11 protein-coding genes are annotated in these 12,651 nt (G+C 46.2%); 9 read left to right on the top strand and 2 right to left on the bottom strand.

The features are described from left to right. Positions 1-228: 228 nt before the first annotated feature. The 6 genes from serS to A3GG_RS0104180 all read left to right on the top strand — a co-directional run bounded on the left by serS (position 229) and on the right by A3GG_RS0104180 (position 6,798). On the top strand, positions 229-1,521 hold the full coding sequence (serS, locus tag A3GG_RS0104205; protein ID WP_018358072.1) for a serine--tRNA ligase: 1,293 nt from the start codon (positions 229-231) through the stop codon (positions 1,519-1,521). Positions 1,522-1,564: 43 nt separating this feature from the next. Continuing rightward, positions 1,565-2,368, top strand: a complete 804-nt coding sequence (locus A3GG_RS0104200; protein WP_018358071.1) for a DUF3108 domain-containing protein — start codon at positions 1,565-1,567, stop codon at positions 2,366-2,368. Between the two features lie 7 nt (positions 2,369-2,375). Further along, a complete protein-coding gene (locus tag A3GG_RS0104195) occupies positions 2,376-2,954 on the top strand; it encodes an HD domain-containing protein (protein ID WP_018358070.1) in 579 nt (192 codons plus the stop codon). A gap of 117 nt (positions 2,955-3,071) precedes the next feature. Next, positions 3,072-4,064, top strand: a complete 993-nt coding sequence (trpS, locus tag A3GG_RS0104190) for a tryptophan--tRNA ligase (RefSeq protein WP_026215609.1) — start codon at positions 3,072-3,074, stop codon at positions 4,062-4,064. Positions 4,065-4,110: 46 nt separating this feature from the next. Then, positions 4,111-4,587 carry a DUF3127 domain-containing protein gene (locus A3GG_RS0104185; RefSeq protein WP_240704045.1) on the top strand — a complete coding sequence of 159 codons (477 nt, stop codon included), beginning with the start codon at positions 4,111-4,113 and terminating at the stop codon, positions 4,585-4,587. A 249-nt stretch (positions 4,588-4,836) separates the two neighbouring features. Beyond that, positions 4,837-6,798: a DUF7017 domain-containing protein gene (locus A3GG_RS0104180; RefSeq protein WP_018358067.1), complete on the top strand. Its 1,962-nt coding sequence runs from the start codon at positions 4,837-4,839 to the stop codon at positions 6,796-6,798. 78 nt (positions 6,799-6,876) lie between these two features. Here the strand turns inward: A3GG_RS0104180 and A3GG_RS12795 are convergent, their stop codons facing one another. Next, a complete protein-coding gene (locus tag A3GG_RS12795; protein ID WP_211205867.1) occupies positions 6,877-7,923 on the bottom strand; it encodes an ecotin family protein in 1,047 nt (348 codons plus the stop codon). A gap of 176 nt (positions 7,924-8,099) precedes the next feature. After that, positions 8,100-9,458, bottom strand: coding sequence for a dihydrolipoyl dehydrogenase (gene lpdA / locus A3GG_RS0104170; RefSeq protein WP_018358065.1), 1,359 nt, complete (start codon positions 9,456-9,458; stop codon positions 8,100-8,102). 501 nt (positions 9,459-9,959) lie between these two features. Here lpdA and A3GG_RS0104165 point away from each other — a divergent pair. From A3GG_RS0104165 to A3GG_RS0104155, 3 genes are all read left to right on the top strand, one after another. Next, a complete protein-coding gene (locus A3GG_RS0104165) occupies positions 9,960-11,117 on the top strand; it encodes an NAD(P) transhydrogenase subunit alpha (RefSeq protein WP_018358064.1) in 1,158 nt (385 codons plus the stop codon). A 72-nt stretch (positions 11,118-11,189) separates the two neighbouring features. After that, positions 11,190-11,498 (top strand): NAD(P) transhydrogenase subunit alpha part 2, encoded by a 309-nt coding sequence (locus A3GG_RS0104160; protein WP_018358063.1) that lies wholly within the window; start codon positions 11,190-11,192, stop codon positions 11,496-11,498. Continuing rightward, positions 11,495-12,651, top strand: a 1,157-nt coding sequence (locus tag A3GG_RS0104155; RefSeq protein WP_018358062.1) for an NAD(P)(+) transhydrogenase (Re/Si-specific) subunit beta, incomplete at its 3' end; no start/stop codon positions are given. The genes A3GG_RS0104160 and A3GG_RS0104155, both read left to right, overlap by 4 nt.

Genomic DNA, 12,651 nt, shown 5'->3' with positions numbered 1-12,651 from the left:
TGCTAGAGCGCACTTTGGTCTTATACTATGAGCCATTCCTACTCATAGCTCTGACAGCACAAAACACCATTACAGCCACATCGTTAGTTGAATTGGAGGAGCGTAAAAAAATGCATTTGAAATAGCTGAGATAGCTACGTAAGGGAAAATAGGTATATTTGTGGAAATATTTGAGTGATCTATCGGTCACTGCATACACATATATAATATATAGGAATAGGAATCCAGATGCTAACGATTAAGTACCTTTTGGAGAATACCGAAGAGGCGATTGAGCGCCTGAGGGTAAAGCATGTAGAGGCTCGGGAAGTGATAGAGAAACTTCGTGGGCTGGATGAGGAGCGTAGAAATACACAGAGTGAATTAGATAATTCTCTTGCTGAGCAGAATAGGCTCTCCAAGGAGATTGGTGCCCTTATGCGTGAAGGTAAGCGCGAAGAGGCTGACCAAAATAAGGCAAAGGTAACTGAGCTCAAAGAGAGCTCCAAGGCATTGGATGCTCGGAAGAAGGAGCTAGAGGAGACCATTCAGCACATTCTAGTAGAGCTCCCTAATGTACCTCATGCATCGGTGCCAGAAGGACGCGTGGCAGAGGACAATGTAGTGGAACGCACTGGTGGGGATAAGAAAGTCTTTGCCAATGGCATGGAGGTACTGCCTCACTGGGAGCTTACCAAGAAGTATGACCTGATTGATTTTGAGCTAGGTGTCAAGATTACTGGTGCTGGTTTCCCTGTGTACAAGGGCATGGGTGCTAGGCTTCAGCGTGCACTGGTCAACTTTTTCCTCGACAATGCTAGGGAAGCCGGCTATCTGGAGATACAACCACCTTATGTTGTGAATGAGGATTCTGGTTATGGCACAGGACAATTACCCGATAAGGAGGGGCAGATGTACCACTGTGGGCTGGATAACCTCTATCTGATTCCGACGGCTGAAGTACCAGTGACCAATATCTTCCGCGATGTGATTGTAGATGCTAAGGATTTCCCAATCAAGTGTGCCGCATATTCGGCTTGTTTCCGTAGGGAAGCCGGTAGTTATGGTAAGGATGTGAGGGGACTTAACCGCCTGCACCAGTTTGACAAAGTAGAGATTGTGCGTATCGATCACCCTGAGCACTCTTACGAATCACTCTCTGAGATGGTAAACTATGTAGAGACCCTAGTGAATAAGCTAGAACTTCCTTACCGTATACTACGTCTTTGTGGAGGAGATATGAGCTTTACTTCGGCACTTACTTTCGACTTTGAGGTATATTCTCAAGCCCAAGAGCGTTGGCTAGAGGTTAGCTCTGTATCCAACTTTGAGAGCTTCCAAGCCAATAGGCTCAAGTGCCGCTTCAAGAATGAAGAGGGACGTATGGAGCTTTGCCATACCCTCAACGGTAGTGCACTAGCGTTGCCTAGAATAGTGGCTGCCCTTTTGGAGAATAACCAGACTCCTGAGGGAATTGTTATACCAGAGGCTTTGCGCCCATATACAGGGTTTGATATCATACGCTTACCTGAGGCAAAGTAATACAATGATACACGCCACTTAGTAGCGGTTAAAGGTCAATGATATGAATATTCGTTCGAAGCAACTACTTATAATAGCCTTACTGGCACTACTGCCTATCGGAGGTATGTGGGCACAGTCGGCTAGGATACAGAGGTCTGCCGCTTTTGAGCGCAAGGAAGTCATGAAGTACAAGGTGAGCTTCAAGTGGGGTTTACTTAGGGGCAAGTTGGCAAATATTACGCTAACCTCTGGTTCTGCTTCTGGCGGACAATACTTTAGTCAGTTGACGTTGCGCACCACTGGTATGGCGGAGACTTTCTACCCGATGCGGGACACACTGGAGACACTGTATGGAGCCAACAAGTTGCCTAGAAGGTTTGAGAAGCGCATTAATGACGATGGGTATCGAGCTCAGGATGTGATTACCTTTACTTACAATGGGGATCAGGTGCGGGCACAAAGCAAACAGAGGGTGAATGGGAACCTAGAGATAGATACCACACTATACCTAAGCAGCGCCAATGCGGAGGTGATAGACATGCTCTCTACGCTTATGCTGCTACGTACATACGACTTTGTAAATACGGACAATGTAGCGCCTGTAAGGGTCTATATACCCTTAGGCGCTGACAAACACCTGGTGGAGTATGTCTACGATGGGGTGGAGCGTATTCAGATGCCCGATGGCACCAAACGCCAGGCTATGAAGATCAACATCAATGTGAATGATAAGAACTTCAAGAAGAAGAGGAACTCTGTGACAGCGTGGATTACTCGAGATAAAGAGCAGGTACCGGTGAAGGTCGTTTCGGAAATATCAATAGGCTCAGCGGTTATAGACCTTGTAAGCTACACGAAGAGGTAATCTATTGATGGCAAAGGATAGGTCGGTTAAGCCTCCTAAGGGTGCGCGCAATGTGTATGATTTACTGGAGAAGTATTATGATTCTACTTCTAAGGCATATCAGATATTAGTGACACACAGTGAGCTTGTGGCGAAGAAGGCTTTGGAGATAGAGAAGCGCCATAGGGATTGGGGGCTTGATCGCATATTTATCTACGAGGGGGCAATGCTCCATGACATAGGGATTTACCTCTGCAATGCGCCAGGGATTGACTGCCATGGTGTAGAGCCGTACATCCGCCATGGCATATTGGGGCAAGAGATATTGGAGCGAGAAGGGCTTCAGGAACTCTCCCTCATCTGCGAACGACATACAGGTGTAGGGCTTACTCTAGAGGAGATACTGAGCCGAGAATTGCCTCTTCCTCATCGCGAGATGGTACCTATATCGCTGGAGGAGCAGATCATTTGTTTCGCCGATTGCTTTTACTCTAAGAGCGGTGACCCTGAGGAGGAAAAGACTGTAGCACAGATAAGTAGGAGCATGGCGAAACATGGGCAAGACGATGTACGAAGGTTCGAAGTGTGGTGCAAGCTATTCCTGTAGAAGCTAGTAATAATATAGTAGAGTAAAAAAGATAAGGGTATGGATATTTTGGTATCTTTGCCCAACTACGGTTACCCTAGGTAGCAATAACTTAGTAAGACATTAAGACACTAAATGATGGAGACAGTATTGAGTGGTATTCGCCCAACGGGCAATTTACACTTAGGTAATTATTTCGGGGCGGTGAGGAGCTTCCTAAAGATGCAAGATGAGTATAAATGCTATTTCTTTATAGCAGATTGGCACTCTCTTACGACTCACCCACATCCGGATAATATCCTCAATAATACCCACACAATACTGGCAGAGTACCTAGCTTGTGGATTGGATCCAGAAAAGGCCACTATCTATGTGCAGAGCGATGTAAAAGAGGTGCTGGAGCTATATATGTACCTCAATATGAATGCGTACCTCGGGGAGCTAGAGCGCACGACTACGTTCAAGGAAAAGGCGCGCAAGCAACCAGAGAATGTCAATGCTGGTCTACTCACCTACCCTACTCTCATGGCAGCCGATATCCTGATGCACAGGGCACACAAGGTACCTGTGGGAAAGGATCAAGAGCAGAATATGGAGATGGCTCGCAAGTTTGCACGCCGCTTCAATCACATGTATCAGGTAGAACTATTCCCCGAACCAAAGTCCTTTAGCTTTGGTAAGGAAGCGCTAAAAATACCAGGGCTAGATGGTTCGGGCAAGATGGGAAAAAGCGAAGGTAACGCTATATATTTGATTGACGACGAAAAGACGATCAAGAAGAAAGTAATGAAGGCAGTCACAGACTCAGGTCCTACAGAGCCAAACTCAGTGAAGCCCGAAGCGATTGCCAACCTATTTACTTTCCTTGAGATAGTGTCTACGCCAGAGACCTATAAGCACTTCAATGAGGCATATAACAACTGTAGTATCCGCTATGGCGACCTCAAGAAACAGCTAGCAGAGGATATCAACGCTTTCTGCGCACCTATCCGCGAACGCATATTGGAGCTAAGGAGCAATACTGATCTACTTGAGCGTGTTGCCCGCGAAGGAGCTGAAAAGGCAAGAGCTAATGCCAAGATAACCGTAGATATGGCGAGAGAAATCATTGGGTTTCCCCGCATGAGATAAGAGACTAGTAGTAAAATAAAAGATAAAGAGAAGAGAAGATACGAAGATGAACGGAATGCATGACAATCAAAACACATTATCCGGGAAGGTAATCAAGATCCTAGAACTAATCAGTGGAGACAGTAAGCGAAACCCAGGAGAGAAGTGGTATCGCCAAGAGTTCGTGATTGAGACGTACGCTCAGTATCCACGCCAAGTGTGTTTCCAGATATGGGGCGAAGATAAGATTAAGGCAGCCAACCTCCAGCTAGGCGAGGACGTTACGGTTACTTTCGAACTATCGAGCCGTGAATACATGGAGAAGTGGTACACCAGCGCAGAGGCACGAAACATCATGAAGGGTATACCTCAGCAGTATGCGCCACAGCAGCCTCAGGGTATGGGCTATGGCGCTGGCTATCCTCAGCAAGGTGGATACCAGCAACCTCAAGGTATGCCTGGCACCAATGTACCATTCGGCGGTGGTATGCCACAACAACCACAGGCGCCACAACAGGGAGGCAGTGACGATCTCCCATTCTAAAGAGAGTTAGTAGACTATCACCCGTAGCTGACTCCTACGGGTGGTAGTCGATTTTTATATCATAATGAGGTTTACTAGGCTTTGGGAAAAGCCTATGTCCACTCCCGTGACAATGGGGTGCTAAAGTATACATAACAACCTGGTAGTATAGCTTCTAACCCAAGAAGATCTACCTAGAAGTTGGACACAAAAGCTAGTGTCCGTGACCTGAAGATATACAAGACAATAAAATTAACAGACAACAAGATTATGGGATTTAAGGAGGTAATGGCGCTGAGGCAAGGAGGCAACCTAACAGAGGCTCTAGTTCTTGCTCGCGAAGATTATGCCACTAGGCAAGACCAGTGGTCAGCATCGGCACTCTTTTGGGTGCTCAAGGATATGGCTTCAGAGATGATAGCTGAGAAAAACACCTCGGATGCCTCGTCTCTTATCGCGGAGATGGAGCAGATAGTAGGCAATATGGGGGCGACTACCAATGTAGCAATGGAGGCTCTTGCAGTACTCCAGAAGGAGGTCATACCCTATTTCAATGAGTTGGTTAGCTTGGCCAATGAGATTGAGAAGACAAAGAACAGAAACCGAATCAAGGAGATCTTTACACAGGTAACCGATTGGTTTACAGGCGAAAACGGCACCTATCCAGACGAAGCTCTGCATGAAGACTATGCTAGAGTACTGTATGCTTATCTCGACTGCTACTACCAGCACATCCCCTATGAGGATTTTCAAGAAATCTACAATAGGTATCTCGATCTTAAGAACCTACGTCCGTCACAGATACATTCGAAGTTCCTCAAGCTGGGTCTATCTGCTAAGCGAACTTTCGGGCACCACCTAGACTTCAGCGACCTAGTCTCAAGGTGGGATTTATCCATGCTCACGGCTTCCGACTGGGAACAGCGCAAAATGGGAGCTAACGAGGTACGGAAGTCGCTTGCCGAAGAAGTGCTCTTTGAGGTCTCCTCTGAGTTCGTTGTAAGAGAGGATCAGGTAGAAGTGCCTCAGGCTATTCAGCAGCTCCTAGTGGATGCTCTCATTGCCTTCCCTGATGACCCAGTGGTTCAGCTTGTGCAAGCACGTGCCATTGTGATGGATGGTGACAGCAAGGAAGGCATAGAGCGCTACGAACAGATACTGCAGGATATAGAAGTGCCGATGGCTTGGTCGGAGTACGCCTTTCTTATTGAGGACAATGACGAACTGCGTATGGCAGCTCTCAGTATGGCACTTAGGGAGGAAAAGGACGAGTATCTGCCTTACCTCAAAAGAACCCGACTCGACCTCGCTCGTCTGTTGATAGACCGTAAGCTCTACGCCAACGCCCTTCGGGAACTCTCGCTCGTGGCACAAATCTGTCTTGAGAAGTCTACCGAACTTCCTAAGGAGCACGAGAAGCTAATGAAGAAGATACCAGCTGGCACGGAGCAGAGCAAGGAGAATAAAGAGCTCTACTATCAGTGGTCTCGACCTGTACTCAGCCATATCTTCCGCGCTCTTCCTGACATCATAGTGATGGTCTATGACGTGATGGCAATGCGACTAAAAGAGGAGAATCAGGTAGTCCCCATGCTTAAGCTGATAACGCCCCAAGGCAAGACATCGCTTGTCACGCCTAAGGAAGCAGGTATCCTTCCTGGCGACAATCGTGGGCGCATCTACGAAGTAAAGCTACAAGAGCGCCATCGCAAGCATACTCGTGTAGTGCTACTCACCCATAGAGAAGACATCGACCCACTAGCAGAATTCCCTACTCAAGTAGGTATCATCAATGGCTATAGCGAGTCTATGCACGCTTACCACCTAATGGATAGCAATAGCCGGCACCATTACCTCAATGGTCAGCCTAATGAGTACATGCAAGGAGAGTTTATCAAGTTTGTCATTCTTACGGAGAACCAACAGCGTAAGAACCAACCACCAACACCTCCTCGCGAGTACATTTACCATGTAGAGCGCATCGACCCACAAGAGGCGATACTCTCCTTTGACCCTATCAAAGCAACCGTAGAGCAGGTACGAGGCGACAACTATTACCTACGCACAGAACGTAATGTGCAAAGCATTGTCAACCAGTCTGTCGCTCCTGTCGAACTAGAGCTGGGCGAGAACGTTATCATCCGTGGATTCCAGCAGAGGTACAAGGATCGCCACACAGGACAAGTCACCTATAGCTTTGTTACCCTAGCCATCGAGCCCTATTTCGAGTAAGGACTAGCAATCAGAATACCAAGAAGCGCTACGTAGTTTCACAAAGTCTACGTAGCCCTTCTTGTATTCAATTGGTTATCAGAAGACGACCTGTGTCTCCACGTTACAATGCTTCTTCACCCACTCAGCATCAAACTCCGCAACCTCATGTCGTCTACCCTTATAAATATAGTAGACCGATGGCGTAGGTTCAGCTTTCGACTCGGGATCCGTAACCATGGGCATCCTATTCTCTATGATAGAGTCTGGACAGTCTTGAATCTTGGGTATCATTTTCAATACGTACGTATGCTTATACCCGTTGGCACGCTCCTCTGTTAGGATAAGTTTATTGCCTTCGATAGCATAGGACATACCCTGCTCCAAGCCCTCGATGACAATCATTGGCAACTTACCTTTGACAAATACAGAGCCATCATTACCCAGCCTATAGCGCCCACCTGGGGTCATCTCCCCATCCATAAACTTCTGGAATCTACCATCCTTATAGAAGGTGTACCTTTTGCTTAGTCCTGTTTGCTCTAGCGGAACGAAGCTATTTGTAAAGCTATCCAAAGAGCTTTTCCACTCCCAAGTTTGAAAAAGTGCTTCATCCCCTGCTTGTGGAATATATTCTGGATGATCAGGGTCTAAGAGCGTCCCCGATGTCCATATTCTATACCTCAATTCAAACCCCTTTGGCAGGTACACAACTATCGGTAACCGGCTATTGTAATCTATCATTAGAGGCTCTGCCGCTACAAAAGCTTCATGCTTACTCTCCTCAGGGCACCCCATCATGGTGCTCCATGCTTTGCCATCAGAAGTAAACGTGTAATACGTGTACCCCATCCCTTCCACAGTCTTTTTCTCCCAAGAGCCATCCAGACCATGCCTATTGCAGTCGACGGTCATCGTCTTACCACCTATAAGCTCCACCTTGTAATTGCTTTCCATTGATAGATCTTCCTTGGCTGGTAGATGGATCACTACTTGCCTCTGATCGGAAGAGACTGTTGGGTATACCGACCTATCAAAGTCCAACTCACTATTTATCTCTCTTTGCTCTTGCCCCATGGCCGACACGGAAATGAAGAGCACGCAAGCCAATGTAATTAATTGCTTTGTCTGCATATTGTACTTCATAATCTGATAAAAACTCAAGTAACAAAATAATAAGTGATAATTGCTATTTTGAACAAATATAGTGATATTTCTGTCCAGACGCGTTATAATATCAGCTCATTAACGTTAGTTGTATATACACAACGAATATCCCATGATAATTGGAATAATATATCATATCGAATCAGAGTATGAGACTATTCGAACAGTGCTTCGTGAACTATCTCAGCAACAGTTGGGTGTGGGAATACATGGCTCTTAAAGTCCTCCACAGTGAGGTTCTCAGTCATAGCCATGCCTACCGTCACAATAATCTCAGAAGCTGGGTTCCCAATCATGTGACCACCTAAAATACGTTGGCTCTGCTTATCCACCAGGAGTTTGAAGTAGCCATTGCCTCCCTCATTCTCCACCACAAATCTGCCTGCATAGCTCGCTGCTAGACCAAGCACCTCATAGTCTATTCCAGCCTTTTGTAGCTCTTCCTCCGTAGCACCGACACCAGCAATCTCAGGATGAGTGTATACCACGCCTGGAATAACATCGTAGCGCATTGGGTCGCCTTCTCCATGTAGGATATGCTTGATAGCCACCTCGCCCTCTCGGTAGGCTGTATGTGCAAGCATCGACTTCCCATTGGCATCTCCTATGGCATAGACTCTAGAGTTAGAGGTTTGCAGATACTCATCTACCACTATGTTACGCTCCATCTTTAGACCAAGTGTCTCCAATCCGAAGCCATTTAGTACAGGACGACGCCCAGCACTCACTAGGATACGTTCTCCCTCTAGCTCCTGCTTTGTGCCGTCTGATAGCTCAATCGTAAGTCCGGTAGCTGAAGCTGCCACAACCTTTGTATTGAGATAAAACTTTACGCCCCTCTTTTCGTACTCTTCTTGTAACTGGGAAGAGATAGCGCCATCCATAGGACCAAGAATCTTTGGGAGCATCTCCACCACAGTCACCTCTACGCCAAAGCTATTGTACACACTCACAAACTCCATGCCAATAACACCGCCACCAACAATAAGGATACTAGCAGGCAACTCCTTAGCATCTAGTGCTTCTCGGCTCGTCCAGAACTCTACATCCTTGAGACCTTGAATAGGTGGCACGAATGCTTCCGAGCCAGTCGCAAGAATCAATTTATCGGCAATATAGGTCTCCCCATTCGCCTCTATTTTGATACCCTCAGGCGTCTCGCCAGCAAGTGTAGCCAGACCCTGAATCGTCGTTACTCCAGCATTAGAGAGCTTTTGTCCTACACCAGCGACTAGTTTGCGTACAATCTTGCCCTTTCGTGCCGCCACCTTCTTGTAGTCTCCAGTTACTTCACCCTCTACGTTGATTCCATACTTCTTAGCCTCCTTGAAAGCATCCAGCATATTGGCACTATGCAGAAGAGCTTTTGTGGGGATACAACCTTCATTGAGACAGCAACCGCCCACTTTATTTTTCTCGAATAGTACAGTCTTTAGTCCAGATTTACTGGCAATAGCAGCGGCATTGTAACCACCAGGTCCTCCGCCAATCACAGCTACGTCAAACTTATTCATATTTACTCTTATGTTTTTAACGTTAGAAATTCTATCTGCACACAAGATACCTATTTTCTCTATTAGTAAGTAATCTGAGTGCTCCAATTGTAAGTCGGTCAAATCATAAATTTCTATACAAATCTCTACATATGAGACCTTTAGAAACAAGTATATTAAAGTACTCATCCATACTCTACATAGCGGCAAATCTAAGTCCCGCGAGCAGCCAAATTTATTCCTAGGAATAAATTTATTTTTCTCTAGGAATAAAAATATTTATCTGTACAAATAAATTTATTTATTCCTAGAGAAAAATAAGTTTAATATGGCGAGCCACAATTGGTATTCGCCTATCACACACTATATAATATATAGTAGAGTCACTGGAAAGAACTAAGAGGGAATGAACAGATGTCAAACATTGCTCTATAACAACAATAATGTTTTGGTCAGTCAGGCGCTTTTCTCTACATTTGTCGCTGGATAAATAAATTACTTTACCTATTAGATACGATAACTATGATTATTTGTATACCAAGAGAAATTATGCATGGTGAGGACCGCGTAGCGGCCACTCCCGAAACGGTCCAAAAGTTTGTCGCTGATGGTGCTACCGTGTATGTAGAGGCTGGTGCTGGTGAGCCTTCATTCCACCACGATGAAGATTATGCGAAAGCAGGTGCTACGCTCCTTTCAGATACAGCAGAACTATTCCAGAAGGCAGACGTTATCCTTAAAGTGAAGGAACCACTATTCAACGAAAAGTTGGGCAAACACGAGGTAGAACTGATGCACGAGGGTCAGATACTCATTACCTTCATCCACCCAGCATCTCCTGTAAACCACGAAATGGTACGCAAGTTGGCAAAACAGGGTGTGATTGCACTTACCCTTGATGGAGTACCACGTATCTCTAGGGCTCAAAACCTAGATGCACTCACTTCTATGAGTACCTGCGCTGGCTATAAGGGTATCCTACTAGCTGCCAATGAGCTTGCTTACTTCATGCCACAGATGTTTACCGCTGTTGGTCAGATCAAACCAGCCAAGGTAATGGTCATTGGTGTAGGTGTGGCTGGTCTTCAAGCTCTAGCTACTGCTCGCCGTCTGGGTGCTATCACTTATGCTGCCGACATCCGTCCAATGGCTCTTGAGCAAGCAACTAGTCTTGGCGCTAAGCCTGTTGAGACTGGTGTGCCAGCTGAGCTAGCTATTGCTGAGGGTGGTTATGCAAAGAACTTGCCTTCTGATGTATTGGCAAAGGAGCGTGACCTACTCTTCCCTACTATCAAAGATATGGATATTGTATTCTGCTCTGCACTTGTACCAGGCAAGATTGCTCCTACCATTATCACTGAGGAGATGGTAAAGCAAATGAAGCCAGGATCTGTGATTGTGGACATCTCTATCGACCAAGGCGGTAACTGCGAAATCACCCCTCCTGGAGAGACTGAGCGCAAGCATGGAGTTACCCTTATCGGTATCAAGAATATCCCTGGTCTACTTCCAAATAGCTCTACTTGGATGTTCGCACAGAACATTTACAACCTAGTGAAATACCTCACCAAGGATGGTAAGATTGAACTAGATATGACCGATGAGATTTGCCGAAAGATACTCGTAACTCGTGACCACGAGATCGTGCATGAGGGTACGCTTGAAGCAATGAATAAGTAATTACTAAGATAATTAGGAGGTATACTAGAGGGCTCGCCCTCGGTATGCCTCCTTTTGCTATATATTATACTCATGACAAACCCTATCGTTCTGGTATTGGTGTTCATTGTATCCTCTCTCGTAGGGTACTTTGTCATCAAAAAGATACCTAGTCTACTCCATACCCCGCTGATGTCTGGTATGAACGCACTTTCTGGCATCACTGTCATTGGTGCCATCATCGTATTACTCTTATCCATGGGTATGCGAAATAATGCACTAATTATTATTGCCGGACTTGCTATTGTACTGGCTATGATAAATGTTGTAGGTGGCTTTGGCGTTACTGAGCGGATGCTACGCATGTTCCGCAGCAATAAGAAGAAGGGAGGTGAATCATGATTAACTTCCTCAATATCTTGATACCAATACTCGTTGTTATCGGTCTTTGGCTGATGAGCCGCGTACCTTCGGCCGTGAAGGGCAATAGGCTAAGTATGTTTGCAATGCTTCTGGCTATCGTCATTGCTCTTTCTACAGGGACATTGGTACCAGTACTAGTAAGCATCCTCTTTATTCTTATCGGCAGCTCTATTGGTTTCCATCTTGCAAAGAAAGTAACCATGATACAGATGCCACAGACTGTAGGCTTGCTTAATGGTCTAGGTGGTGGAGCGTCTGCGCTTGTAGGTATCGTAACGCTCATGACGCCTGTAAATAAGTTTGAGGCCTTTACATCGATGCTGGCAGTAGTGATTGGTATGCTTACCCTCACTGGTAGTCTGGTAGCTGCTGGTAAGCTCCACCGTGTGCTCAAACAGAAGCCAGTGGTGCTCCCTAATCATAGCCTCATCATGATTGTTTTGCTTGCACTACAAGCTGTCATGCTGATATGGGGCGGTTGGTTTATCACTGCCGACAATGCGATTCTAATTATTCTACTCACGGCTATCTTCGCAGGCTTATTCGGATGGGTATTTACTATCCGTGTGGGAGGTGCAGATATGCCAATTACTATCTCTCTCCTCAATTCCCTCAGTGGTGTAGCTGGAGGTATTGCTGGTATGGCAATTGGCAACATCATGCTGGTAGCTATCGGTGGGATTGTAGGTGCTTCGGGACTGTTACTTACTCAGGTGATGTGTAGAGCGATGAACAGAAGCCTACTGGATATTCTCTTGGGTAAGACCTCTGCACCAGCAGGCAAGGCTTCTACCGTAAAGAAGGTAGAAAGCAAGAAGCCACAAGCTGTAGTATCTACGAATACACTAGCAGATGATTTACAAGGTGCTAAGAATGTGATTATCGTACCGGGATATGGTATGGCGCTTGCGCAAGCTCAGATACAGGTGAAGCAGCTCGGTGATGCCTTCGAGCAGAATGGCGCTAAGGTACGCTATGCTATACACCCTGTCGCTGGTCGTATGCCTGGGCACATGAATGTACTACTTGCCGAGGCTAATGTCGATTACGAGCAACTGTACGAGATGGAGCAGATTAATGACGACTTTGCCAATACCGACCTTGTTGTCGTTATCGGGGCAAATGACGTCCT

The sequence above is a fragment of the Porphyromonas levii DSM 23370 genome, assembly GCF_000379925.1.
Taxonomy (GTDB): Bacteria; Bacteroidota; Bacteroidia; order Bacteroidales; family Porphyromonadaceae; genus Porphyromonas_A; species Porphyromonas_A levii.
The sequence above is the reverse complement of the archived record's forward strand: the minus strand, read 5'-3'. Positions and strand labels throughout refer to the sequence as shown.

Coding starts and splice junctions, on each gene's coding strand:
- serS (WP_018358072.1), top strand. CDS start 229: ATGCTAACGATTAAGTACCTTTTGGAGAATACCGAAGAGGCGATTGAG.
- A3GG_RS0104200 (WP_018358071.1), top strand. CDS start 1,565: ATGAATATTCGTTCGAAGCAACTACTTATAATAGCCTTACTGGCACTA.
- A3GG_RS0104195 (WP_018358070.1), top strand. CDS start 2,376: ATGGCAAAGGATAGGTCGGTTAAGCCTCCTAAGGGTGCGCGCAATGTG.
- trpS (WP_026215609.1), top strand. CDS start 3,072: ATGGAGACAGTATTGAGTGGTATTCGCCCAACGGGCAATTTACACTTA.
- A3GG_RS0104185 (WP_240704045.1), top strand. CDS start 4,111: ATGAACGGAATGCATGACAATCAAAACACATTATCCGGGAAGGTAATC.
- A3GG_RS0104180 (WP_018358067.1), top strand. CDS start 4,837: ATGGGATTTAAGGAGGTAATGGCGCTGAGGCAAGGAGGCAACCTAACA.
- A3GG_RS12795 (WP_211205867.1), bottom strand. CDS start 7,923: ATGAAGTACAATATGCAGACAAAGCAATTAATTACATTGGCTTGCGTG.
- lpdA (WP_018358065.1), bottom strand. CDS start 9,458: ATGAATAAGTTTGACGTAGCTGTGATTGGCGGAGGACCTGGTGGTTAC.
- A3GG_RS0104165 (WP_018358064.1), top strand. CDS start 9,960: ATGATTATTTGTATACCAAGAGAAATTATGCATGGTGAGGACCGCGTA.
- A3GG_RS0104160 (WP_018358063.1), top strand. CDS start 11,190: ATGACAAACCCTATCGTTCTGGTATTGGTGTTCATTGTATCCTCTCTC.